This is a genomic window from Myxococcus xanthus (assembly GCF_006402735.1).
GTDB lineage: Bacteria > Myxococcota > Myxococcia > Myxococcales > Myxococcaceae > Myxococcus > Myxococcus xanthus_A.
In genome coordinates this window covers 8,777,758-8,801,767 of record NZ_CP017174.1, presented here as the reverse complement: position 1 = coordinate 8,801,767, position 24,010 = coordinate 8,777,758, and the positions used below count along the sequence as shown (strand labels likewise).

Below are 24,010 nucleotides of genomic sequence, written 5' to 3'. Positions count from 1 at the left end.
CGTCAGTGCTTCGTGGGCGGGACTTCCCGGGGCGCGGAGAAGAGGCTGTCCCGCCCGTGGTTGAGCACGACTTCTCCACCCACGACTTCACGCACGTCCGTCAGGGACACCGCGAAGTCATGCCGGCGGATGAGGCCCTTCTCCACGATGAGTTCATCCCCTGTCATCTCGATGATGCGTCCGAGAACGTGCCCGTCGTTTCCGCGCACCTTCATCCCCTTGTGGATTTCCGAACGACTAAACATGGTTGCCTCCCCCAGGGCGGTCCGTGGAGCCCCGTGCGCGAAAGCTGGCTTTCACCCCGCAAGCTGGCAGCGGACAGGCGGGGCACCGCACCGGTGAAGCCCGCGTGAGACGCTCGGCGGGCAGGCGCCCGGTCAGGGCGCCCGTGGGTGCCTGCCTGGCTGCCCGGCGTTCCACCCGTGCGGGGCTCTGGCCCGGGTGGCCGCCCGCCAGGACGTGGCCATCTTCGCCCCTGGGAGGTGCATATGGTCGTTGGTTTCTTGGCGTCGCGGCCGGGGCGGTGGCTCCGCATCGTGACGGGCGCTGGGATGGTGGTGGGCGGACTGGCGACAGGGACGTCGCGAGGCGCGGCGGTGGCGCTCGTGGGCCTGGGGCCCCTGGTGGCCGCGGCCCTGGACTGGGTGCCCACGGCGGCGCTCTTTGGCCTGCCCATGGACGGCCCGACGCTGCGGCGCGAGCTGGGTGTGTCCGACGAGGCGTCGTTGTTGGAAGGCTTCCCTCGCGTGTCCATGCGGGACACCTCGCCGACGCTTCACTGAGCAGAGGCCCGCCGCGCCGGGCCTTGGGGCTCAGCCCTTGCGGACCTGGAAGGGGATGTCGAGCGTGCCCAACGGCTCGCCGCTCTCCGCGTCCACGAGCCGGGCCTGGAGCACCACCTGGCCTTCTCGCGAGCCCACGCCCTGGAAGTAGAGGAAGCCCGACATGCGGCCACCGGGCTCGAGCGTTCCCTCCGGCAAGGCCTTCTGCAGCATGTCCCGCGTGGGCAGGGGTTCGCGGCACTGGTAGCCGGCGTAGTACGGGTCTGGGTAGTACGGGCCCATGTACGAGCCCACGCCGAAGCCGCCAAACGGCCGGTAGCGCCCGTAGCCCCAGCCCGATGAGAAGCCCAGCGCGGCCCCCGAGCCTCCCGTGCCCTCCTGTCCCGAGATGACGGTGTCCCCCAACGACAGCGGTGCCAGCGCCGCGTAGCGGAAGCGCGACTGCGTGCCCACGAGCGAGAAGACGCCGTACTTGACGCGCAGGGGGCGCTGGCCGCGGTTCTCCAATTGAACGAAGACGGGCGTGAGGCTGAGCTCCAGGTTCTTCGGTGTGCCCTTCCATGCCGTGCCGTCCGCGACCAGGACGATGCCGTCCGTCGCCGCCTTCGCGGCGTTCGCATCGCTCTGGAGGACCTGGGCGCCCGGCGAGGGGCGCAGCTGGGTCTCCGCCGCGCAACCCGTCAGGATGAACAGTGCCGCCGCGGTGGGCATGAGGGCTCGCATGGGCATTCTCCTCAGGGGCTCAGGGGGATACGGGCTCCGCGGCGGCATGGGGCCACGCGGGAGAAGTCAGGGCGCTCCAGTCCTGTCCGCGCGCCCAGTCCTCGAAGGTGTGCCAGCGGACCTCCGGGAAGCGGTGCCGCAGCGTGAGGACGTCCGCCTGGTAGCCCTTGCGGTCCAGCCACTCGTACATGGCGGCAAGGTCCTCGCTGCGCTCGCGGATGTAGTCCAGGGGAAGCTGCTCGTAGTGGATGCGGTGACCGCTCACCATGGACAGCAGCCCGGCGGCCTGCTGACCCGTCACCTCGTCGGAGGCCACCTCGATGCGTTGTTCCTCGAAGCGCTCCGGCTCCTCCATGACGCGGACGGAGAAGGCCGCGAGGTCCTCCAGGGCCACCATCTGCAGGCCGCGCGTGGGCGACAGGCCCATGGCGAGCACGCCCGCCTTCAGCCCCTCTTCGAACATGCCGCTGGTGAAGTTCTCCATGAAGAAGGTGGGCCCGAGGATGGTGTAGGGCAGGCCGCTGCCGCGCACGTGCATCTCGATGCGGTGCTTGCTGTCGAAGTGGGGGATGCCCGTCAGGCGGTCCGCTCCGGCCACCGACGAGTAGACGTAGTGCTGTACGCGCGCGAGCCGGGCCGCGTCCGCCAGGTTCTTCCCGTGGCGGACCTCCGCTTGCACGCCGCCCGGGCCAAAGGGCGTGGCGGTGGCGAACATGGTGTCCATGTCCTGGGCCGCTTGGGCGATGGAGTCCAGGTCGTCGTAGTCCCCGACGACCAGCTCGGCGCCGAGCGACTCGAGCTCCCGGGCGGCGGGAGAGTCCGGGTGGTGGATGAAGGCGGTGACGCGGTGGCCGCGCTGCAAGAGCTTCCGTGCGACGGCACCGCCCTGTTGGCCAGTGGCGCCGGTAACGAGCACGGAGCGTGAGAAACCCATGGGCATGTATGCACCTCGTGACGTCAGATGTCCGGAAGTTGGGGATGACGGACGCCGCTGGCGAGCACACTGTGGGCGCATCGAGCCTCACGGCCAGGGGTTGCCGGGCGGCCGGGCCAGCAGGCGGCCTGGGGCGCCTGCTTGGGTGCGGCGCCTTCTCTTGGGAAATGTCATGGTCCTGCCCACGATGAGCAAGCGTGACAAGCTTCAGGACTCCGAACTGGTGGCGGCCGCCCGGGCACTCGACGTGGAGTTGGCGCGCTTCGAGTCCCAGGCCGAACAGCTCGAGAAGGCGCCACTTCAATCCGAGAAGCATCTGGAGCGCGCGTCGGCGATGCTGCAGGGGCTGGCGGATTTGGACGAGCAGCTCCGGGGACGGGTGACGGCGCTGGTGGGGGCCATCTCGAAGGTGAGAGATCGGCAGCAGGCGCAGGCCGAGGCCATCCACCTGCGTGCGCAGGAACTCCAGCGGCGCACCGAGGTCTTCAAGGACCTGCTCGTGCGTTACGGCGCGTTGGGACAGAACGCGGGCGAGCTGAACGTGCAGATGCAGCAGTTCGCGCAGCAGCGGCAGGCGGCGAAGGCGCCGGAGGAGAACGCCGCGCTGGCGGGGACCTTCCAGGCGCTCCAGGAGCGGATGTCCCTGGTCGCGGACGAGGCCCATTCGCTGGCGCAGGCCGCGGAGGAACAGGCGTTCCTCGACGTGGCCCGGCAGGCGGACTCACTGCGTCAGCAGCTGTTGTCGGCGCGGAACAAGATGTCGCTGTTGCAGAAGAGCTTCGGCGGCGGGGCGGCTAGCTGAGGTACGTGGGGGCGAAGTCGTCCGGGCTTTCGATGGGGCGCCGTCCCGAGAAGCCGTCGAGTAGGGCGTGCCAGTGGGAGACGGCGGGGTCTCCGAAGCGCCAGCACAGATAGACTTGCTCACCGCCCCGATGGGCGCGGAAGTCCACGAGGCCGTCCGCGCCCTTGATTTCGAGGCCCATCTCCTGGAGCTGGAGGAGCTCGCCGCGGATGCGCTCGAGGAGGGTGTCGCGCTCGTCGCGCAGGGAGGCCAGGCTCGGGGCGCTGGGGATGGGCGCGGCGCCCAGCTCATCTGCGAGCTGCTGGGCACGCTCCACCCACGGGCGGACCCGTTCGAAGGTGCGCGTCAACAGCGGCACCAGCCGGTTGGCTTCTTCCACGCTGAAGTAGCGCATCCCCCCGAGCATGCATCGGTATGGCCCACGGCCGCTACTGTCCCGGCGCGCGGGGGCGTCAGCCTGTCGCCCATTCAGCGCTGGGCTGTGTCACGCGGGGACAAACCTGCGCTATCGATGGGCGTCATATGTGTATGGGAATGCGGTCAAGGTTCATAGGGTCGCAGATTGAATATTGGCTATTCGTTCCGCCCTGCTTGGTGTTGCTTTCGGGCTGTGTGTTGTCGCGGGCGCCTCGGCCCGCGAAGGTGCCGCCCGAAGAAGCGGCTCGCTACCGATTTCCCGTTGTGCTTCCCACCGATGGGCAGCACGTCTTGCCAGGAGCGATTGCCGCTGCCGTCGCGTTCGCCATGGAGGACTTTCTCCCGCTGGGCGCACAGCCGCGTCGAGGCGCTACTCCCACGGAGGCGTGTGCCTCCCAGCGCCAGTCTTACGACGTGACAGCTGTTCCTGGGGCGAAGGCCGTGGTCTTCGTCAGCTTCTCAGCCCGGCCGGGCGCCTGCCGCGACATGGAAGGACCGCCCCTGTCGGACGTTCCCATTGTCTACGCCGTGGATACGGCCACGTGGGTCATTCTCTCCGTGCAGAAGTCGCGTGGCCCGCGCGAGCCACCTCCTCGCTATCGGCCGCGCAGCAGGGACGCGTGGTTGTCACCCAGCCAGCGCTGGGCTGTGTCACGCAGCGGGAACAAGGCTTCGCGCTCGCGGAAGGCCGGCGTGTGCTCCGGCGCACAGCGCCCCTCGTTGCTCGTGCCGTCGTCGAGGTCCGCGTGCAACATCGCGTGGAAGACGAGGTAGTCCACCACGAACGCGGGCACATGCGGCCGGTCCAGCGCTGGATGGATTCGAATCTCCCTCAACCGCGCGTCGTAGCCGCCCACGTGGATGCTGCGCCGCTTCGTGCCGGCCGGCTTGCGCGCCCACCCCACGTCCACTTGCACCCGGCTATCGAACCAACTCGCGTTGAGCCGGGCGAAGACGGCTTGCAAGTCGAAGCAGCGGCCCCGAGTGCGCAGAGGCTTCCCCGGCCGCCGCTCCCGGCGGACCCGCTCGTTGTGCTCGTGCGCGTAGGCCTCTAGCGCCTCGCCCGCCTGCGCATCCGCTCGGCCCGCATACGCCGCCATGGCTTGCACCACCGCGTCCGGTGCTCCCAGGAAGAGGTGATGCACGCGCAGTCGCAGGCCTTCTTCTCCCCGGCGGAAGCTCACCAGCGTGGCCCGGTTGTCCGTGAGCCGCAGATGCACCGGCACGCCGAGAATCGAAGACAACCGTCGCGCGAGGTCCGCGGCCAGCGGGAGTGCTTCCTCCCGTGCGGGGAGCCGGCTCTGCACCCCGGTGCTCGCGCGCGGCTCCGTCTCCACGTCCGCGCGCTCGGGCGCCGCCGTGTCGAACAAGCCCAGCTGTGAGGTCGGGTGCGAGGCCATCCGCCGTCAAAGGTAAGCCTCCCGGCGCGAGGATTCCAGGAGGATGGTCGCTCCCCGGGCGAAGAGGAGGAGGTCGCTGTTCGGAAATGTCGGGGGTTTAGCTTCGCCGCCGCCCCGCTCAGGACATGCGGCAGAGCCGGTCCACCCGGTTCAGCATCGTGGGCGTGCGAGATGCCCCATGCATTCGCCGGATGTGCTCCGCCGCCGTGGCCGCGTCCATGCCCGCCGCTCCGACGAACAGCGGCCGCAGGCTCTTCCCCCTCAGCACGGGCACAGAGGGCCCCGTGGTGACATAGGCCGTCTTCGCCACTCCAATGACGGGTACCTCCCGGTTGAGCGCTTCGTACAGGTGCGCCCCCAACCCGGGCCGGTCCTCGCCGAGCCACACATAGCCATCCACGATGATGGCCTCCAGTGGCACCTCCACCCGTGCCAGCACCCGGAGCAGGTGCGGCAGCTCACGGCGGTAGAACTGCCCGGGCTCGTAGGGTTCGGCGGCGGGCCCATGCTCCACCAGGTGCGAGGCCTCGTTCGCATCCGCCCAGTTTCGGAACAGCACGCACGCGGCCACGGTGAGTTCGGGGCGGTAGTCCACGTCCACGCAAGCGAGCATCGTGCTGTCCTCCCGACTCAGGGCGACTGGAAGTCCTCGAAGGAGACCTGCGCGGCGCGAAGTTGCTCCACCATTTCCGGGGACGGCTTCTCCGTGGTGCGGTAGCGCGGCGGCCACAGCTCCGGCACCCGCGTGAAACAACTGCCTGCGATGCGCTGCACTTCCTGCCACGGAACGGTGAAGAAATCCTTGCCCTCCGCCGCGGGAGACACGGCGACCATGTCCGCCTCCGGCAGCAGGGCGTCCACGTCATGCGCCCAGACACACCAGGAGATGGGGAACTCGTCTCGCTTGCGCGCCGTCGCGCTGTAGCTGGCGACGAACAGGTCGACCTCCTGTGCCTCATGGAGCTCGTCGAGCTCCTCCTTCTGTGCGCTGTACTCCGCCAGCGCCAGGCGGACGTGGGCCAGCCGCACCCGGTTCGCCAGCACGTCCTGCCCGGGGTGCACATAGGGCACCACGCGTCCCGCGTCGTCCACCGTGTACAGGGCGGGCGTCAGGCACCGGGACGCGGCCGCGTACTCCCGCTCGGCGCTCTCGCTCAGACGCGCCACCAGCTCCGGGCGCGCGTCTCCACCGATGAGCAGCGTGGAGCGCTCCGGGAGGATGGCGATGGGCCGACCTTCCACGCGCCCGGCGAAGGACGCGAGGAACCCCGGGCGCAGCAGCCGGGACGTCTCGTAGGTGTCGCGCGTCTCCACCGTCCACAGCGGGCCATGCTCCTCGTCGTAGAGCTCCACGCCTTCGTCCGGAAGCCGGGCCAGGTTCGCGTGGGCCGCAGTGAAGGCTTCTTCCTCGGTCACGCCCCAGGTCTCCAGGTGCCGGCGCTGGACGAACATGGCGGACTCCGGCAGGTCCATCACCAGCAGCTCGCGCAGGAAAGGCAGCGTCCGCCGCCCCACCATCTCCCGGTCCGCCTCTGCCTGCTTCTGCAACGACATTCCGAAGGTGGACGCGCGCAGCACGGGCAGGAGCAACTCGCGGGCCTGCTCCCAGTGGAGCGAATCCGGCGACTCCTGCCACAGCGCGCGCAGGTAGCGCTGGATGAGCTGGACGCGCTGGTCGGGCGGCAGCTCGCGCGTGTCCGCGTAGAGGTTGTCCAGGAAGAAGGTGCCGTCACTTCCGGCGCGGGTGATGTCGAGCCCGTAGTCCTGCGTGCGCCGCTCCACCTTCTCCACCGCCGGGTCGGCGCGCAGCAGGGCCTCCACCTGCCGCATCAGTGCCTCGCGCGGCTCCACCGCCCATTCCTTGGAGGGGCCGGGAGGAACCTCGGCGGCCGTTGGTGTCTTCCTCCCGAAAAGCCTGCCCCAGAACCCCATGCTCGCTCCCACGTGTGTGTTCGCGGCGAGGTTATGTCCGGTGGCCCGTGGGCTCCACCGGAACACGCATGCCTCGTCACAAAGCCAGGAATGCGAGCAATGCGCCCAGGTCCTCGTCAGACAGGGTCTCCAGGCTGTAGAGCGGCATGTTGCCCCCGACACCGAAGAACTGGCCGTGCCGCACCTTCTCGATGACGACCAGTGACTTGGGCACGCCGGGGAACAGCTCGTCGTAGTCGTTCGTCACCTCCGGTAGAATCGACGCCAGCTCGGTCAGCCGGCCCGCGCCGGTGTGGGGCGCGCCGTGGCAGCTCTGGCAGGCCTCCATGTAGACCTGCTGTCCACGCGTCACGTCACCGCGCGTGACTTCGACGATGTCCTTCACCACCGTGAAGGGACGGGCCGGCGCGGACGGGCTCGGGCTGATGCTCACCAGGTACTCGTACAACGCCCGGCTCTGCGGCGAGTCCTTCGGCAGCGGCGTCACGCCCCGCATGAAGTTCACGTAGCAGAAGTTCACCGCGTCCAGCAGGCGCGTCTCGAAGCCGCCCCACCAGCTCTCCCGGAACGCAGAGTCATACAGCGTGTAGCCGGAGTCCATCCGCCCCGTGGGTGCAGTGGGCGTCGTCGCGTGGCACGTCGCGCACGAGAAGCTGTTGAAGCCGCTCTCCGACAGCCGCGAGTCGTTGAACAGCACCTCGCCGTACTCCGCCGCCGGCACGCGGCCATCGCCGCCGTCGTCGCAGCCGGTCAGCACCAGGGCCAGTGCCACCACACCCCAGGCCGCGCGCTTCATGGCTGCCCCCGCAGGATGCTCACCGAGTCCGGGAAGATGCCCACCTCCACCGTGCCCATCACCGTGCCTTCCGTCAGGTCCACCGCGTGCAGCGTGCCCGGCCCCACGTGGTCGCCTTCGCAGACGACCAGGCCTATGCGCTCGTCGGGTGTCAGCGTGACTTGATGCACGTTGAGACAGCCGGCGTCCGCCAGCTGCACCTCGCGCAGCACGGTGCCCGTCTCCGGGTCGATGACGGCCAGCGCGTCCACCAACTGGTAGGGCATGTATAGCGTGCGCCCGTCCGCGGTGAAGGCGCCGAACATCGGCGGCCCGCGCAGCGGCACGGCGCGCTCGGGTATCATGGTGCGCGTCTGGGGATTGAGCACGTGCACCTGCCGGCTGGCCATGGAGCTGACCCAGACCTCACCCGTGGTGGGGGACTGGGTCAGCGCGTAGGGCTGGTGCCGGGGCGCCACCGCGCCGCCCGAGCCCGCCGCCACCTTCACCCGCGTCACCGGCGTGTCCGCCTCCGCGAGGTCGACGATGGCCACCTCGTCCGACCAGCAGGCGATATAGGCCGTGCGCTCGTCCGCGGACAGGCGCACCGCGTGAGGCGCGGGGCACACCTCCACCATGGCCTTCCGGGTCATGGTCCGCGCGTCAATGATGGCCAGGTTCGCGTTCATGTCCGACTCGGGGCGGCCCTGGCGTGCCATCTCGGCAATCTTCAGCGTGTCGAAGTGCGTCTGGTACAGCGTGTTCCCATCCGCGCTGATGATGACGTCGCCGGGATTGGGATTCACACGCGCCGAGCCCACGAGCCGGTTGTTGCGCGCGTCCAGCTTCAGGCAGTAGCCGTCATCCGCGCCCGTGCCGTGGGCGCCGTGCGGCCCCGAGCCACCTCCTGGCACGTAGTTGGAGATGCCGACGTAATAGAAGTCCCCCGCGGGCGACACGGCGGTGTGGTGCGGTCCTTCCAGCTCCACCGGGTTGAGCCCCACCGGCACGCGCGCCAGCTCACGGAAGCCCGGCGTGCCCACGGTGTTCAGCTCCACCAGACTGAGCGTGTCGTCCAGACTGTTGGTGACCAGGATGCGTCCGCCGGGGCCCGGCGGTGGAATGAACGTTCCTTCCGCCCAGGGCTCCTCGTGCGCGTAGTCCAGCCCTTCCGGCGGCGTCACGCCCACCACCCGCGCCGAGTTCTCATTACAGCCGGTCATCAGCAGCGCCAGCGCCGGCATCCACCACGGTGCCCGGTGGTTCATCGTGAATCCTCCATGCGGATGGTGTGTGGTGACTCCAGGCGATACGGACCTTCACGCAACCGGTTCTGGACCAGGTAGGCGCTGGTCACCTGGACGCGGAGGTCCTGACCCGAGGCGGCACGCAGCACGTCCCATGTCGCCGCGTCGAGCTGCCACTCCATGTTCGACGTCAGCAGCTCCACCGGACACCGCCGCCCGGGCACGGTGACCTGCACCCAGTAGAAGTCGCCGGTGACGGGCGGAAGATGCGCCTGGGCGGACGGCAGCAGCAGGTTGCCCAGCCACGCCATCATGGCGCGGGGCGTCTCTCGCGGGCGGGCGGGCGTGCGCGGCGCGTGGGACGGAAGCCAGGAGGCCAGCGGAGACGTCCAACGCCACGTGGGCGGCGCCGCGTCCAACGCATAGGTCTGGCCCGGGACGGGGGACTCCAGCGTCACCGCCTGGGAGCTGTCGGTGGGCCGGCCTTGCGCGTCGACGAAGGTGCGCCACGCCTCGTCGGTGGCATCGCCGCCGTAGAGCGGTTCGCCGCACGCTTCGTCCCGTGGCGCGTCCTCGCCGTCGCAGGCGGTGCCCAGCACCAGCAGCGCGGCCGCGCAGGGGGCCCACCGCCACTTTCGAATCGGGAGTGTCATCAGAAGCCTATCGATGTGGACGCCGTGGGCCACGGCGCCTCGGGAGGAGGGAGGACAGCAGCAACAGCAGGGGCAGGGCGGGGCCCGCGGCGGCGGCGCAGCCACCGGACTTCGGCTCGGGTGGGCGCTGCTCGGGCGGCTGTTGCCCCGCGTCGGCCGCGCCCGCGTCCGGGGTCCCCGCGTCGGGCGTGCCCGCATCCGGCGGCGGCGGTTCCTCCACGCCACCATCCGGGTAGAGCGGAGCGCCCAGTTGCTCCGCGAGCTGCGGCCAGCGGGCAGGGCAGAGGTCCCGCACAGGGGTTCCGCGCGGGCACAGCTGCGTGCCCTGGATTTCGTACAGCGCGAAGATGTGCTCCCAGGTGCGGCCCTGGTCCGTGCTGCGCGCCAGGGCCCAGTCGTGCAGCCAGGTGGAGCCGCAGCCGTAGAGCGTCTCGCCGTCGCGCAGCACGCACGCGTTGCCGGTGGGCAGGGGCTGCTTCTCCAGCGGGCCGGTGCTGGCGCCCATGAAGAAGTAGTTGAGGGTGCCCACCCAGGCGGTGCCGCCGTCGGAGGACAGGTCCATGTTGATGAACGTGTCATCCAGCACCGTCACCTGCGTCAGCGTGCGGCCTCCGTCCTCGCTGCGCAGCAGGTGCGTGTAGCCCTGGGCGGACACGCGCACCCACACCACGTCCACGGCGACGGGGTCCACCGCCACCACCGTCAGCGCGTAGGGCCGCAGCAGCTCCGGGAGCGCATGGGGGAACTCCTGCCAGGTGTCGCCCGCGTCGTCGCTGCGCAGCACCACCATCTGGTTGTTGGAGACGCCCGACACGTAGAGGCGGCGGGGGTCCACCGGGGACACGCGGACCGCGTTCAGCTCCAGCCCCGTGCGCAGCAGCGGCGTGGCGGTCCACGTCTCTCCGCCGTCGTCTGAGCGGTACACGCCATTGGCGATGCCGGGCCGTCCGGTGACGGCATGGAAGACGCGGTCATCGGTGGGGTGGGCCGCCAGCCCCGTCACCCAGGTCGACTTGAAGAAGGGGTGCGTGCGCCAGGAACAGCCCGCGTCCGGGGAGTGCAGCAGCGCGCTGCCAGTGGCGGCGAGGATGTCGCCGGTTTCCCGCCACAGGTAGGCCTCCGGGCGCCATCCGCCATACCCCATGGCATCCGGACACACCCATCGCCACGTCTTTCCGCTGTCGCGGGAGATGACCGCGCCGAACGTCGTCCCGGAGAAGAAGTCCTGGGGGTGGCCTCGTCGGAGAGTGACGTTGGACGTCTCCGGGAGGCCCGCGTGGGCATGCGCCGCCATTCCAGGCAGCAAGGCCAGGAGGGACGCGACGGTGCTCCAGGCAACCGTGATGCGCGACTTCATTCCAATGGACTCCGGGAGAACGTGCCGGCCCCCACGTTAACGTTCACCGCGTTGGAACATACCGGGAGGAATCGCGCCCCGGGATGCGCATTCCGATTGAGCGTCTGGGGCTCGCCCGTTACCTGGAGGCCCCTCTATGGGAATGGAATATCGGCAGCTCGGCGGCTCTGGCTTCAAGGTTCCAGTGTTGACGCTCGGGACGGGAACCTTTGGAGGCCAGGGGGACTTCTTCAAGGTGTGGGGCAGCAGCGGGGTCGGGGAGGCCACGCGCCTGGTGGACATCAGCCTGGAGGCCGGGCTGAACATGTTCGACAGCGCGGACAACTACTCGAGCGGCCTGGCGGAGGAGATTCTCGGCAAGGCCATCGCCGGCCGCCGGGAGAAGGTCATCCTCTCCACCAAGGGCACCTTCCGCTCGGGCGAAGGGCCGAACGACGTGGGCTCCTCGCGCTTCCACATCACCCGCGCGGTGGAGGCCAGCCTGAAGCGGCTGGGCACCGACTACATCGACCTCTACCAGTTGCACGCCTTCGACGCGCTCACGCCCGTCGAGGAGGCGCTGCGGGCGCTCGACGACCTCGTGCGCGCCGGGAAGATTCGCTACATCGGCGCGTCGAACTTCTCCGGCTGGCACCTGATGAAGTCGCTCGCCACCTCGGAGAAGTACGGCCTCGCGCGGCACGTGGCGCACCAGGCCTACTACTCGCTGGTGAGCCGGGAGTTCGAGTGGGAGCTGATGCCCCTCGCCCTGGACCAGAAGGTGGGCACCGTGGTGTGGAGCCCGCTGGGCTGGGCGCGGCTGACGGGGAAGATTCGCCGGGGACAGCCCCGGCCCGAAGGCTCCCGCATGCAGTCCTCGCTCAATGCCCAGGGGGCGCCGCCTCTCTCCGAGGAGTACCTCTTCCGCGTGGTGGACGCGCTCGATGCCGTCGCCGCGGAGACGGGGAAGACGGTGCCTCAGGTCGCCATCAACTGGCTGCTCCAGCGCCCCTCCGTGTCCACCATCGTCATCGGCGCGCGCAACGAGGAGCAGCTCCGGCAGAACCTGGGCGCGGTGGGGTGGAACCTCTCCCCTGACCAGGTGGCCCGGCTCGACGCGGCCAGCGCGGTGACGCCCACCTACCCGTACTGGCACCAGCTCGGCTTCGCCGAGCGAAACCCGTTCCCCACGAAGGTGGACTGAGCCTGGCCTGGCGCCTCGCGAGGACGCTCGCCTCCCTGCATGGGGTCTGCTACGCACGGCGCTCAGTCCGGCACGTGGAGAGCCCAGGGGGTGGGCCCAGGGGTGCCTGGGGGAGTTCACGGCATGGCGCGTTCCACGGTGGAGTCGGGGCACGGTGACGAGCTGCCCGCCAGCACGGGCACGCGGCCCTTCTGGGAGGCGGTGGCGCAGGGGACGGTGGACGTGGCTGTCCGCACCTACGAGGCCCTGGCGGCGTCGCAGCGGGGCGTCGTGCTGGAGGAGTCCTCGCGCGTGTCCGCGTCCGCTCGCGCCACGCTGGTGTCGGTGCTGCGGCGGGCGCGTGACTTCGCTGGTGCCGCGCGGGTGCTGGAGGTGGATGGCGCCGCGGCCGACGTCGCACAACTCCATGAGCAGGCGGGCGCGCTGCTCCTGGCCGCGGAGGCGTGGCTGCGCGCGGGTGAACCGGCCCGGGCGGCGGCGGCCTTCGAGCGCGGCGGCGCGCTGGAGCGGGCGCTGTCGCTGTACGAGTCGCTGCAAGCACGCGAGGCCATGGCCCGTTGTCTCACCCGGCTGCGCCGTCCCATGGAGGCCGCTGCGGTGTACCGCGAGCTGGGCAACCCGCACGCGGAGCTGGAGTCCCTGCGTGCCGTGTCCCCGGACATCGCGGTGGCGCGGCGTGAGGCGGTGCTGCGGATGAGCGCACTGCTGGATGCGCAGGGGGATTCGTGGCGGGCGCTGGTGCTGCTGGCGGATGCGCTCCAGGAGCCGGAGCTTCGGGGGGACATCGCGCTCCAGGCGGAGCACACGCGGCTGCTGCGTCACCTGAACCTGAATGGTGGCCCGTCGGTGGAGCCCGCCCGCGCGCCGCCTCCTCCGCCGGACGGCTATGAATACCTCAAGGCCATTCCCCTCTTCGGCGAGCTGTCCCTGGTGGACATGAAGGACCTCTACCAGTTGGCGCGGCCGGTGCAGTTCGCGCAAGGGGCCACGGTGCTGGAGAAGGGCGCGCCCGGCTCGGGGCTGCTGGTGCTGCTGGAGGGGACGGTGGACGTGCTCGTCGGTCCGGAGCCCGGCGCCCGGTTGCTCAACACGCTGGGGCCTGGGGCCTTCATCGGCGAAGTCTCCCTCATCCTGGACGGAGACACGTCCGCGCAGGTGTGCGCGCGCACGGACGTGCGGGCGCTGCGGGTGACGCGCGTGGACTTCCAGCACTACCTGGACACGCACGAGGCGGCCGCGCTGCGCATCCTCCGCCTCTTCACGGAAAAGCTCGCGGAGCGCGTGCGCGCGCTCAGCGCGTAGCAGGGGAGACGGCCATGGCGCACGTGCACGGCGCGGACAGGCAGCGGGCCGTCCAGCTCGCCAGCGAGGGAAAGCTGGAGGAGGCCCTGGCGGAGTACCAGGGTGTGGTGAAGGACGCGCCGGACGACGCGGAGGTGCGTCAGAAGATGGCGGAGTTGCTGGAGTGGCTCAGCCGTCCCGCGGACGCCGCCGCCGCGTACCAGGAGGCCGCGCTGGCCTGGACGAAGGCGGGCCAGCCCCTGCGCGCGGTGGCCGCGTGCGTGGCCCTGCCCCGGCTGGGCGCGTCCCACGCCGCGCTGGTGCGGACCGCGCGCGTGCTGGCGGAGCGCTTCGCCCTGCCGCCGGGGACAGCGGTGCCCGTGGATGCCAGCCGGGCGCAGGTCGCGGTGGAGGGTGCCACCGGGCTGCCCATCCTCTCGCAGGTGAGCCGGGAGACCTTCGTCGCGCTGCTCGAGGTGCTCCAGGTGCGCGCCTTCTTTCCGGGACAGACGGTGGTGGAGGAGGGGACGCCGGGCGCCTCCATGTTCGCCCTGGTGGAGGGCCTCGCGGACGTGGTGCGCGCGCTGGAGGACGGCCAACGGCGGAGCGTGGGCACCGTGACGCCCGGGGACTTCTTCGGGGAGCTGGCGCTCATCTCCGAGGGGCCCCGGCTGGCCACCGTGGTGGCCACCGAGCGCGCGGTGCTGTTGGAGCTCACGCGCCAGCACATGGAAGCGGTGGCGGCGCGGCACCCGGACGTGACGGCGGTGGTGGACGCCTTCTACCGGCGGCGGATGGTGGAGAACCTGCTGCGCAGCAACCCGCTCTTCAATCAGCTGTCGCCCGCGCAGAAGGCCGCGGTGTCGCGCGACTTCGAGCTGCGCTCCTTCGCCGCGGGCGAGGCGCTGATGACGCAGGGCCAGCCGGGAGACGCCTTCTACGTGCTGCTGCGTGGGCGCTGCACGCCGTGGTTGGAGCAGCCTCATGGACGGCGCGTGGCGCTGTCCGCGCTGCGCGAGGGCGACGTCTTCGGTGAAATCTCCCTGCTGCTGGACAAGCCGGTGTCCGCCACGGTGCGCGCGGACGTGGCGGGCGTGGTGCTGCGGCTGGAGCGCGACGCCTTCCAGAAGCACCTGCTCAGCCAGCCGGGCCTCAAGGGCCAGTTGATGCGCATGGGCACGGAGCGGCTCCAGCGCACGGCGCAGGCGCTGGCCTCCGGGCGGGTGTTGCACGACGGAGACCTGCGCGTCTGAAGCGAAGGGCTGGCGCTGGAAACACAACGCCCGGGCCTCCGTGAGGAGACCCGGGCGCGGTGAGGTCCGGACGGTGCCGGAAGACTACATGGAGTAGCCGAGCGTCAGGCCGAACACCTGGGCCGTGCCATTGTAGGTACCCGTCATGCCCGGCGCGGTGCTGTTCTTGTCGGACAGGTTGACGAACTGGTAGGCCGCGTCGACGCGCACGGCGCCGAAGCTGTAGCCCACGCCCGCCGACACGCCGAAGCGGTCCGCGTCCGGCAGGTCCGGCGTCAGCGTGTCATCCGGGCTGGGCGCCGGGTCCAGCAGCACGCCGGCGCGCACCTGCAGCGCGTCGGTGATGCCGTACTCACCGCCCAGGTGGAAGTTCCACGTCGAGCGCCAGTTCTTCGGCAGCGGGTTGTTGATGGCCGGGTTGTCCGGGAACTCGATGGCGAGCTCCGGGAAGCTGGACCAGCCCACCCAGTTGGCGTCGAACGCAATCGTCAGGCGGTCCAGCGGCGTGACGGCGATGCCCGCCACCACCGACTGCGGCAGCTTGACGTCACCCTCCACGCGGGTGTCCGGCAGACGGCCCTGGAAGGCCGGCGGCACGTCCCGGAAGTCCGCGTCGCCCTTGAACGTCATGCTGATGGGGCTGCGGTACTGCACGCCCAACGTCACGAGCTTGGGGACCACCACGGCCTGGACACCGGCGTTGAAGCCGAGGCCCCAGCCCGCGCCGCCCAGGTGCACCTGGCCTTCGCTGGTGACGAATCCCAGCGCGCGCTTAATCTCCAGCGTGCCGCGGGTGATGTTCAGGCCCGCGCCCACGCGGAAGCGGTCGTGCACCTGGTACGCCACCGTGGGGTTGATGTTGTAGATGGACAGCCCGGACTCCTGGGCGCGGAAGCGGCCCACGAAGTCGTCTTTCCACCGGCTGCTCGCGCCGAACGGCGTGTAGAAGCCCACGCCGGCCGCCAGCGAGTCCGTGATTTTGTACACGGCGAACACGTGCGGCGGCGGAGACAGCGTCGTCTTCTGCCCCTGCACCGAGCCACCCGTGGGGGTGAACTGCAGGCTGGGGAGGATGCCGGTGACGCCCGCGGTGATGTCCAGCTTCTCCACGCCCAGGATGTTGGCCGCGTTGGAGTAGATGGCGGACGAGTCATCCAGCCACGCCGCCGCCGCGTTGGCCATGCCCGAGGAGCGGGCGCTCTGGGTGTTGACCTGGAAGCCCGCGGCCTGGGTCGTCCCGGCGGCGAGCAACGTGATGAGGGAGAGTGTCTTCTTCATGTTGGTTCGTTCTCTCTCTGGAGGTCGTTACGGGGTGGGCGACGCGACGCCCGTGTTCAGGAACTGGATGACCTGGTTCTGCGCGGTGTTGCGCACGGACCGGAGGAACTGACTGGTCCCCGAGCTGGGGTCCAGTGACGGGTCCACGATGCCGAAGAACGCGTGACGCACGTCCGCCGGCAGGCCCATCCCGTCCTTCGCCAGGTACGTCTGCACCGTGCGGGGCGTGGAGGCGTTGACCAGCGGGTGGTTGGCCGCGTTGATGAGGCCCTCGGTCACCGCGTTGGGGATGACCATGTCACCCTCGATGTACTGGATGAACGCATCGCGGTTGGCGGGCGCGGACGGCGCGTTCTCCAGGTACTTGCCGTAGTTGCGGGGCGAGGCCGGGTCCAGGATGGTGCGCGCCAGGGTGATGAACTCGTAGAACTCCGGCGTGCCCGGGGCGCGGCCGATGCCTTCCAGGGTTTGGAAGAAGCCCGAGCGGTACCGCACGAACGCCGGGTCCGTGGCCGTCAGGAGGATGTCCACCAGGTCACCGCCCACCGTGTTGAGCGCCGTGCGGCCCACGACAGGAGACACGGAGGCGGACAGGACGCCCTGGATGCCGCCCAGGCTCTGGCCCACGTAGTGGAACTGGCTGGTGTTCAGCGTACCGGCGCCCGCGCCCGTCAGGCGGGCGTTGAGGCTGTCGGTGTCCAGCGCGCGCACCAACTGGGCGAAGTCCACCACGTGGTGGCGGAAGTTGTCGCGGGTGGCGAACAGGTTGACCAGGTTCAGGAAGCCCGCGCCGGAGACGTACGGCGGCTGGTTGGGACCCGGACGGGCGAAGTCGCCGCCCTCGCAGGTGCCGGTGGCGCTGCCAGGCGCGGCCACGCAGCGGCCCAGGCCCTGGCTGGAGCAGAACACGTCACCGTGCGGCGAGGCGCCCGGCGCCACGTTGCACGCGGGCGGGTTGTTCGACACGCAGCGGCCGAAGGTGGCGCTGCCCGCCGTCACGTCGCAGGTGTCGCCGTCGTCGCAGGCCTCGTCCGGCGTGGTGAAGACGTACTCGGGCGTGCCATCGCGGTTCTCGTCGATGATGACCGGGGCGTCCTCGCTGATGCCAGCGCAGCTGGCGCGCTCACCGTGGAACACGGTGTCGATGGCCGCCACGGCGTAGCCCGCCGCGTTGAAGTTGTTGGCCACCGTCATGATGTTGGTGCGGTTGCCCGTCAGCCCATGGCCGTAGATGACCACCGGGTAGCCGTCCGCGGGCACCTCGCCCGCGGGCGTGAAGAGCATGAACGGGACGCGGTCGATGCGCGGCGTGGCGCGGTTGAGCGTGCCCTGCGCGTCATCCAGGAGGAAGGGCGAGTGGTACGCGCCGATGAAGACGCGGCCCACCGCGTTGTTCTCCAGCGTCAGGGCGCTCATCGTGCCCTTGATGGTGGCCGTCTGGTCGAGCAGGTAGACGGGGTCGGCCGGGATGTTCGCCTGCGAGGGGATGGCGTTCAGCCGCTCGAGGATGGAGCGGGTGCTCTGGGTGGTGAAGGCCCACGCCAGGTTGATGTCCTTGCGCGGGATGCCCGCAGCCTCCAGGCCGTCGAACAGCCGCTTCATGCCCAGACGCACCGGCTCCAGGTCCCGGGCGAGCGTGTCAGGAACGGCGGCCACCTGGCTCTTGCCGTTGGCGTCCACCAGCGGGTTGGCCATGCGCATCAGCGCCTGCGCGGCGGTGGGCGCCACGGTGCGGCCCAGCGTGTCCTTCATGCCGCGCAGCATCACCACGCCGTACTGGGTGGCCTCATCCAGCGGCACCTCCGGGACAATCTGGAGCTGCTGCGGCGAGTTCGGCGCCGGCGTCAGGCCCTCCACGACGGGCTCGCAGTTGAAGCACACCTTCACCTGGGGGTTGGTGCCCGAGGTGTGGTTGGTCAGCTTGACGAAGCGCAGCGTGGTCTTCTGCTCCGTCTCGTCGTCCGGCGTGAAGCCGATCTTCATGCGCACGGTGTTCGCGTCCAGCAGGGAACCCGTGTCGATGGGGCCGCGTCTCGCGCCGTTCTCCGACACGATGGGCGCGGTGGTGGACCAGCCGTCCAGGGTATTGAGGCCCCTGATGAGGCTCTGCGCGGGGCCGGCCTCGGGGGGCACCGGCAGGGCCAGCTGCCCGGTTTCGGGGTTGCGCAGCAGGTCATTGGGGAAGGGGACGACGCCGTTGCCCGGATCGAAGGTGGCCTCCGGGTGGTCCATGATGGAGAAGGTCCACAGGAGGACGATGTCCTCGTGCTTCACGCTGAACTGCTCGGACACCAGTTTCAGGATGGGCGCGTAGCCGCGGCGCAGCTGCTCCAGCCGCAGGGCGCTGGCCGTCTGGTCCGCCAGGCGGGCGGCGGGCTCCGTCACCGTGGAGGGGATGAGCTCGGTGGCCGTCTGGCAGTTGGGCGCCTGCAGGTCGTCGCAGGTGACCAGCGACTCGGTGGAGCTGGCGAAGGCCCACGTGGCGGACGGGATGACCGGCTTGCCGGCCGTCGTCTTCACGCCGTTCTCACCGCCAATGATGGCCACGGCGTAGCGGCCACCCTTGGGCCAGCCCCCGGGCAGCGGGGGGATGATGGTGACGAGGTTGGTCTCCTCGTTGTACCCGATGTAGCTGGGCGTCGCCGGCTTCGCCAGCGGCGTACCCGCGTACACGTCGATGATCTTCACCGTGTTCGTGTTGACCGTTCCCGCCTCCAGGCCCCGGATGCGGGTGGTCGCGGTGACCGTGGTCGGGAAGCCGTTGAGCGTGTTCACGTAGTCGCGCGTGAACTCCTGCTCCGCCGCCGGTGCCTGCGGATTGATGGGCGCATTGACCAGACCGTTGACGATGGCCAGGTCGTTGGGCGACGGGACGACGGGTGGAGACCCGGTTGGATCAAACTCCGCGACGACGGAGTCTTCGGGGCTCCGCGGCGGATCCTGGGCGATATCGGGAGTACAGGCCGAGGCGCCCAGGGCAAAGGCCCCGAGGAACAACACCTTTCTCATGGGTACAACCCCCTCCAAGTCCTGGGTTGGGATGACTGGACTGGAAACGTCTGTGGCGTACCACGTCCATGGGTTGGCAGGAAGACGAGGGACTTGACGCGTCGTGTCACTTGTGATGGCGCGTGCGGGGTGGTGAGACGGGTGGTCGTTGACACGCTGCGCAGTGGGCCCCAGGCGGTTACGCTGCCGCGCATGAACCGACTATTGGGTGTGCTGGTGGTGGCCGTTGCGGTGGTGGCGCATGCGGAGGACGCGGGGGGCCTGACGTGGACGGCGCCCGCGGACTGGGCGGTGCAGGGGGCCCGGCCGATGCGCGCGGCGACGTACAAGATTCCCGCGACCAAGGGGGACACGGAGGGCGCGGAGCTGGCCGTCTTCTACTTCGGCCAGGGCCAGGGCGGCGCGGTGGACGCCAACGTGAAGCGCTGGGTGGGCCAGTTCCAGACGGCGGACGGCAAGCCCATCCCGCAGGACAAGGCGAAGACGAAGTCAGAGAAGCTCAACGGCATGCCGTTGACGACGGTGGACGTGAAGGGCACGTACACGGGCGGCGGGCCGATGATGGGCCCCTCCACGCCCAAGCCCGGCTTCCGGCTGCTGGGCGCCATCGTCGAGGGCGCCCAAGGCGCCGTCTTCTTCAAGCTGACGGGCCCGGAGAAGACGGTGGCCGCTTCGGAGAAGTCCTTCCGCAAGCTGCTGGAGTCGGTGAAGAAGCAGTAGCGCCAGTCGCGGCCCGCGGCGCTACTTCGCCCCGCGCGCGGGCTTCGCCTGGGCCTTGGGCGCGGTGCCGCCCGCGACGACGCGCTGGACGGCCGCGGCCGGCGTGCGCTTGGAGGGCAGGTCCGGCATGAGGAGCACCTCGATGCGCCGGTTGCGCGCGCGCCCCAACGGGGTCGCGTTGGTGGATACCGGCCGCATCTGCCCGTAGCCCGCCGCCACCAGCCGGCGCGCGGGCACGCCGCCGGTGTCCTGGAGGAAGCGCACCACGTTCACCGCGCGCGCCACGGACAGCTCCCAGTTGGACGGGAAGGTGCTCTGCAGCTTCTGCGACGGTGGCGAGTCATCCGTGTGGCCCGACACCTGGATGGACTTGTCCTCCACCTTGGCCAGCACGCTGCCCAGCCGCGTCAGCACTTCCTGGCCGCGCGCGCTGATGCTCGCGTCGCCGGAGTCGAACAGCACCTTGTCCACCAGGTCCACCTGGATGCGGCCCTCGGCGTGGGACAGGCGGATGGCGCCCTCGGCGATCTCCGCCTTCATCTTGTCCTGCAGGTCGTCGTAGGTGGCCTTCAGCTTCGCCAGCTCCGCCTCCTGCTCCTGCACCGTCTGGCTGAGCTGCTCCTTCTCCGAGCTGAGCTGCTCCTTCTCCGTGGCGAGCTGGGCGCGCTCGGCTTCCAGCGCCGCCAGCTTCTGCTCCAACTGCAGCCGCGCGGCCTCCGCGTCCCGCGCCCGCGTGGCGGCGTCCACGGCCGACTGGCGGGACTGCTCCGCCAGCGCCTCGGCCTGGCTCGTCCCGCGGTGCGCCAGGTACATCACGCCGCCCGACATCAGCACCACCAACGCCGTCACCAGCCAGGGCACCCAGGGCCGTCCGTGCTGTGCCTGGCCGTGCTGCGTGGACTCCGTCATGTCGCGACCTCCCGAGTGGAACGGGGGCCACCGTAGCCAGACGTCCAGGGTGCGCCTCAAGGCGCCCCGGTGTGCGCAGGTGTCTGGCGGTGCAAGGTTGCAGCGGTGTCAGAAGGGCGCCCTCCGCTTCGCACGCCGCGTCCGGAGGACACGGCCTGGGAGCGGAAACCCCCGCTGGAGGTGGTGCACCTGGCGGCGAGGATGGCCACGTTGAGCGAGGGGAGGCATCCGCCATGGGGCAGTTGATTGAGGGCAGGTGGCACACGGGCTGGTACGCGCCCGACGCGGAGGGGCGCTTCGAGCGCCCGCCCACGGTGTTCCGCGAGCGCGTGACGGCGGATGGCTCCAGCGGCCTTCCCGCCGAGCCGGGGCGCTACCACCTCTACCTCTCCTATGCGTGCCCGTGGGCCAGCCGGCTGGCCATCATCCGCAAGCTGAAGAAGCTGGAGGGCGCCATCGGCCTGACGGTGGTGGACCCGCGCATGGGCGATGACGGGTGGACCTTCCAGGGCTACCCCGGCTCCGACCCGGAGCCCTTCTACGGCTTCGAGTTCCTGCGGGAGCTCTACGTGAAGGCCCGCGCGGACTACACGGGCCGCGTCACGGTGCCGGTGCTCTGGGACCGGCAGCGGGAGACGGTGGTCAACAACGAATCGCGCGAGCTCTTGCGCATGCTGGACACGGAGTTCGACGCGTACGGGGACGCGTCCGTGCAACTGGCGCCGCCGCACCTGCGCGCGCAGGTGGACGCCACGTTGGACGCCATCTACCCGTCCATCAACAACGGCGTGTACCGCGCGGGTTTCGCCACCAGCCAGAGGGCCTACGAGGACGCGTGCCGCGAGCTGTTCTCCGCGCTCGACACGTGGGAGCAGGTGCTGGGCACGCGGCGCTACCTGTGCGGCGCCACGCTCACCGAGGCGGACGTGTGTCTCTACACGACGCTGGTGCGCTTCGACCTCGTTTACCACGCCCACTTCAAGTGCAACCTGCGGCGCATCCAGGACTCCCCGAACCTGTGGGGGTACCTGAAGGACCTCTACCAGACGCCCGGCTTCACGGAGACGACGCAGCTGGACCACATCAAGCTGCACTACTACTGGAGCCAGACGACGGTGAATCCCACGCGCGTGGTGCCGCTGGGGCCCACGGTTCCGCTCGGGGAGCCCCACGACAGGGCGCGGCGTTTCGGATGACGGATGGAGGACGGAGCGCCTGGCCGGATGCTCACCCAGCGAACACCCGTCCGGAGTGACTGGCGTCTGGCTGACGGCTGGGACCCAGGGGTGGGCTGCAATCCCACGCGGACGCCACAGCCTTTGAGAGGAGGCCCCCGGGCCTGCGGCGTTCATTCATGGGGGCGGAGGAGGCTGGCATGAAGGCAGTGGCGATCATCCTCGCTGCGGGTGAGGCCCGGCGGATGGGCCACCCCAAGGCGCTTATCGAGCACGAGGGAGGCAAGAGCTTCCTCCAGTCCCTGGCATCCACCTTTGGCAAGGCGGGTTCCATGGTGCTTGGCGTGGTGGGGAAGGACTCCGAGGCGGTGCGTGAGCAGCATCCGGGGATGGAGCTGGTGGAAGCGGAGCGGTGGCAGGAAGGGCCCCTCCTGTCGATAAAAGCGGGGCTGGACGCCGCGCTGGAGGCGGGCGCGGACGTGGTGTTGCTGCATCCGGTGGACATGCCGGCGCTGCGCGCGTCCACGCTCAAGTCGCTCCTGAAGATGGCGGGAGACGCGGATGAGCTGCTGCGCCCGGAGTTCGAGAGCGCGCCTGGCTGGCCGCTGGTGCTCTCACGGAGTGGGGCGGAGCGGCTGCGCGCCGCGGAGGGCCAGCAACTGGAGCCAGCGCTGGCGACGATGAAGGTGCGCCGCGTGCCGGTGAAGGACCCGGGCGTGGTGGTGAACATCAACACGCCGGAGACGTACGAGCGCCTGTTCGGCACGCAGCCGCGGCTGGCGCCTCCGCCCAAGCGGCGCGGCGCCAAGCGTGGCACCGGGCCTGCGACGTCCAACGTGGCGGAGCTGGGCGGCGGTTCGGCGCCCATGGCCGCCGCGTCCGAGGAGTAGCGCGCGACAGCTGGCTGGCTGGGGCCCGTGAGAGAAGGGGCTCCGGCCAGCACCACCCCATGCGTCAGAACGTGAGGCCCAGGCCCAGGTATGGGCCAGTGAGCCGTTCGATTTGCTTCTCCCCGGTCGTGTGCCCGGCGTCGTTGAGGTACAGGGCCCGCCAGCCGCCGCGCAGGTGGAGCGAACCCACGTGCACGGCCAGGCCGGCCTGGGCATCCACCTGACGGTGCGGGAAGGGCACCGCCTGGATGCGGGCCTCGAGGTCCACCGGCGAGGGGCCGATGCAGGCCTCCACGGACGCGGCGAAGCTGGGGCCCACGAAGAGGATGTCCGGCGCATGCGCGCTGGCGACGCCGCCCTCCAGCCGCAGCCGGCCCCGCTCTCCCGCCCACAGCGCCGCGGAGGCGTGCGCGCTCAGCAGGGTGATGCGGTCGGTGGCATCCGAGCCATCCGCCGCGGGCAGCGACATGCCGGTGATGCGCGCGTCCAGGCCCAGGTGGCGGCCATCCATGGCCATGAAGAGCCCCATGGCTCCGGCGCCGCCCAGCAAGTCTCCCTGCACACCCATGCGCACCTGCAGCGGCACCGTGTCCTCTGGCTCGCGCACCACCCGCTGGGCGGGCCGCACGGAGGCGAAGCCCGGGCGGGTTGCGCCGATGACGGCCCCCGCGACGATGGAGCCCGGTGGCAGCCGGCGCACGCGCGCGGCGCGCCGCCGGGGCGCGTCGTCACCCCGGGGCGTGCGCTCGTGGCCAATGGCGGAGGCCGCGTGCGTGCGGCGGTTGCCATGCGCGCCCTCGCGGGACTGGCCAATGGCGGACGCGGGATGGGCTCGGGCGCCGCGTGACTCCTGGGACGGAGAGGCCTGACGGGACGTGCTCCGTGACGAGGACGAAGACGAGGAGGTGTCTCGCTTGCCGAAGCGCGCCTGCGCGGGAGAGGTGCCCAGCAGGACACTGACCGCGAGCGCGGCGCACAGCACGGCCTTGGATGCGGGCAAGGTCCACTCCTCGTGGGGATTTCGGGGGCGGGTGGATTCAATCGCCTTCCCTCCCAAGGGGCCATGGACCTCCAGGCGCGAGGTGTCGTCCACCAGCGCATGCTGTGCGGCGCAGGACACCGCGCCGGTTCGCCGTCGCTGCGAATGCCACCCGGTGAAAGCTCACGCCGCGCGCCTGCCCGGGAGGCCGTGTGGCTCGCGGTTCTGGAGGGGCCGCGTCGGCCTTTCGCGTGCTGTAATATCTGCATGCGCGGGCCCGGCAGATGCTCATGCTTTGACAGAGAGCGGAA

Annotated in this window: 23 protein-coding genes; 8 read left to right on the top strand and 15 right to left on the bottom strand. The window is 70.3% G+C overall.

What is annotated here, in order from left to right; genetic code table 11:
* Positions 1-2: 2 nt before the first annotated feature.
* Positions 3-245, bottom strand: coding sequence for a DUF2171 domain-containing protein (locus BHS09_RS36320; RefSeq protein ID WP_140800357.1), 243 nt, complete (start codon positions 243-245; stop codon positions 3-5).
* Between the two features lie 243 nt (positions 246-488).
* On the opposite strand from BHS09_RS36320, the gene BHS09_RS36315 reads away from it, so the two are divergent.
* Positions 489-782, top strand: coding sequence for a YgaP-like transmembrane domain (locus tag BHS09_RS36315; protein ID WP_237077806.1), 294 nt, complete (start codon positions 489-491; stop codon positions 780-782).
* A 30-nt stretch (positions 783-812) separates the two neighbouring features.
* Here BHS09_RS36315 and BHS09_RS36310 read toward each other — a convergent pair whose 3' ends face one another.
* Together BHS09_RS36310 and BHS09_RS36305 are read right to left on the bottom strand one after the other, a co-directional pair.
* Positions 813-1,505: a putative periplasmic lipoprotein gene (locus BHS09_RS36310; RefSeq protein ID WP_140800356.1), complete on the bottom strand. Its 693-nt coding sequence runs from the start codon at positions 1,503-1,505 to the stop codon at positions 813-815.
* A 19-nt stretch (positions 1,506-1,524) separates the two neighbouring features.
* Complete coding sequence (locus tag BHS09_RS36305; protein ID WP_140800355.1) at positions 1,525-2,445, bottom strand: NmrA/HSCARG family protein; 921 nt, start codon at positions 2,443-2,445, stop codon at positions 1,525-1,527.
* A gap of 166 nt (positions 2,446-2,611) precedes the next feature.
* On the opposite strand from BHS09_RS36305, the gene BHS09_RS36300 reads away from it, so the two are divergent.
* Positions 2,612-3,241, top strand: a complete 630-nt coding sequence (locus tag BHS09_RS36300; protein WP_237080046.1) for a hypothetical protein — start codon at positions 2,612-2,614, stop codon at positions 3,239-3,241.
* Here the strand turns inward: BHS09_RS36300 and BHS09_RS36295 are convergent.
* The 8 genes from BHS09_RS36295 to BHS09_RS36255 form a co-directional block, all read right to left on the bottom strand.
* Positions 3,234-3,635: a DUF2203 domain-containing protein gene (locus BHS09_RS36295; protein WP_174260618.1), complete on the bottom strand. Its 402-nt coding sequence runs from the start codon at positions 3,633-3,635 to the stop codon at positions 3,234-3,236. The two genes, BHS09_RS36300 and BHS09_RS36295, sit on opposite strands and share 8 nt — an antisense overlap.
* A gap of 619 nt (positions 3,636-4,254) precedes the next feature.
* The gene (locus tag BHS09_RS36285; protein WP_140795919.1) at positions 4,255-5,058 is read right to left on the bottom strand and encodes a hypothetical protein; all 804 of its coding nucleotides are present in this window, start codon (positions 5,056-5,058) and stop codon (positions 4,255-4,257) included.
* 118 nt (positions 5,059-5,176) lie between these two features.
* The gene (locus BHS09_RS36280) at positions 5,177-5,671 is read right to left on the bottom strand and encodes an endonuclease V (RefSeq protein WP_140800352.1); all 495 of its coding nucleotides are present in this window, start codon (positions 5,669-5,671) and stop codon (positions 5,177-5,179) included.
* Positions 5,672-5,688: 17 nt separating this feature from the next.
* On the bottom strand, positions 5,689-6,909 hold the full coding sequence (locus tag BHS09_RS36275) for a DUF1444 family protein (RefSeq protein ID WP_237080045.1): 1,221 nt from the start codon (positions 6,907-6,909) through the stop codon (positions 5,689-5,691).
* Positions 6,910-7,066: 157 nt separating this feature from the next.
* Positions 7,067-7,786 carry a c-type cytochrome gene (locus BHS09_RS36270; protein ID WP_140795917.1) on the bottom strand — a complete coding sequence of 240 codons (720 nt, stop codon included), beginning with the start codon at positions 7,784-7,786 and terminating at the stop codon, positions 7,067-7,069.
* Entirely contained in the window at positions 7,783-9,033 is a 1,251-nt protein-coding gene (locus tag BHS09_RS36265; RefSeq protein WP_140800350.1) for a YncE family protein, read from the bottom strand. The genes BHS09_RS36270 and BHS09_RS36265 overlap by 4 nt, the downstream gene beginning before the upstream one ends.
* Entirely contained in the window at positions 9,030-9,665 is a 636-nt protein-coding gene (locus BHS09_RS36260) for a hypothetical protein (RefSeq protein ID WP_237080044.1), read from the bottom strand. Before BHS09_RS36260 ends, BHS09_RS36265 begins: the two co-directional genes overlap by 4 nt.
* A 7-nt stretch (positions 9,666-9,672) precedes the next feature.
* Complete coding sequence (locus BHS09_RS36255) at positions 9,673-11,022, bottom strand: WD40/YVTN/BNR-like repeat-containing protein (RefSeq protein WP_140795914.1); 1,350 nt, start codon at positions 11,020-11,022, stop codon at positions 9,673-9,675.
* Between the two features lie 142 nt (positions 11,023-11,164).
* On the opposite strand from BHS09_RS36255, the gene BHS09_RS36250 reads away from it, so the two are divergent.
* From BHS09_RS36250 to BHS09_RS36240, 3 genes are all read left to right on the top strand, one after another.
* Positions 11,165-12,205 (top strand): aldo/keto reductase, encoded by a 1,041-nt coding sequence (locus BHS09_RS36250; RefSeq protein ID WP_140796735.1) that lies wholly within the window; start codon positions 11,165-11,167, stop codon positions 12,203-12,205.
* A 123-nt stretch (positions 12,206-12,328) separates the two neighbouring features.
* Positions 12,329-13,507 (top strand): cyclic nucleotide-binding domain-containing protein, encoded by a 1,179-nt coding sequence (locus BHS09_RS36245; protein ID WP_174258998.1) that lies wholly within the window; start codon positions 12,329-12,331, stop codon positions 13,505-13,507.
* A 14-nt stretch (positions 13,508-13,521) separates the two neighbouring features.
* On the top strand, positions 13,522-14,739 hold the full coding sequence (locus BHS09_RS36240; protein WP_140800348.1) for a cyclic nucleotide-binding domain-containing protein: 1,218 nt from the start codon (positions 13,522-13,524) through the stop codon (positions 14,737-14,739).
* An 84-nt stretch (positions 14,740-14,823) separates the two neighbouring features.
* On the opposite strand, the gene BHS09_RS36235 is transcribed toward BHS09_RS36240, so the two are convergent.
* The gene (locus BHS09_RS36235; RefSeq protein ID WP_140795911.1) at positions 14,824-16,017 is read right to left on the bottom strand and encodes an OmpP1/FadL family transporter; all 1,194 of its coding nucleotides are present in this window, start codon (positions 16,015-16,017) and stop codon (positions 14,824-14,826) included.
* A gap of 27 nt (positions 16,018-16,044) precedes the next feature.
* Positions 16,045-19,026 carry a hypothetical protein gene (locus BHS09_RS36230; protein ID WP_140800347.1) on the bottom strand — a complete coding sequence of 994 codons (2,982 nt, stop codon included), beginning with the start codon at positions 19,024-19,026 and terminating at the stop codon, positions 16,045-16,047.
* 192 nt (positions 19,027-19,218) lie between these two features.
* Here BHS09_RS36230 and BHS09_RS36225 point away from each other — a divergent pair, with 192 nt between their 5' ends.
* Positions 19,219-19,746: a hypothetical protein gene (locus tag BHS09_RS36225; RefSeq protein ID WP_237080043.1), complete on the top strand. Its 528-nt coding sequence runs from the start codon at positions 19,219-19,221 to the stop codon at positions 19,744-19,746.
* Positions 19,747-19,767: 21 nt separating this feature from the next.
* Here the strand turns inward: BHS09_RS36225 and BHS09_RS36220 are convergent, their stop codons facing one another.
* Positions 19,768-20,655 carry an OmpA/MotB family protein gene (locus BHS09_RS36220; RefSeq protein ID WP_140795909.1) on the bottom strand — a complete coding sequence of 296 codons (888 nt, stop codon included), beginning with the start codon at positions 20,653-20,655 and terminating at the stop codon, positions 19,768-19,770.
* A gap of 233 nt (positions 20,656-20,888) precedes the next feature.
* On the opposite strand from BHS09_RS36220, the gene BHS09_RS36215 reads away from it, so the two are divergent.
* Both BHS09_RS36215 and BHS09_RS36210 read left to right on the top strand, forming a co-directional pair.
* Positions 20,889-21,851: a glutathione S-transferase family protein gene (locus BHS09_RS36215; RefSeq protein ID WP_140795908.1), complete on the top strand. Its 963-nt coding sequence runs from the start codon at positions 20,889-20,891 to the stop codon at positions 21,849-21,851.
* Positions 21,852-22,030: 179 nt separating this feature from the next.
* Positions 22,031-22,720, top strand: a complete 690-nt coding sequence (locus BHS09_RS36210) for a nucleotidyltransferase family protein (protein WP_174258997.1) — start codon at positions 22,031-22,033, stop codon at positions 22,718-22,720.
* Positions 22,721-22,784: 64 nt separating this feature from the next.
* Here BHS09_RS36210 and BHS09_RS36205 read toward each other — a convergent pair whose 3' ends face one another.
* The gene (locus BHS09_RS36205; RefSeq protein WP_237077801.1) at positions 22,785-23,720 is read right to left on the bottom strand and encodes a hypothetical protein; all 936 of its coding nucleotides are present in this window, start codon (positions 23,718-23,720) and stop codon (positions 22,785-22,787) included.
* Between the last annotated feature and the right edge of the window lie 290 nt (positions 23,721-24,010).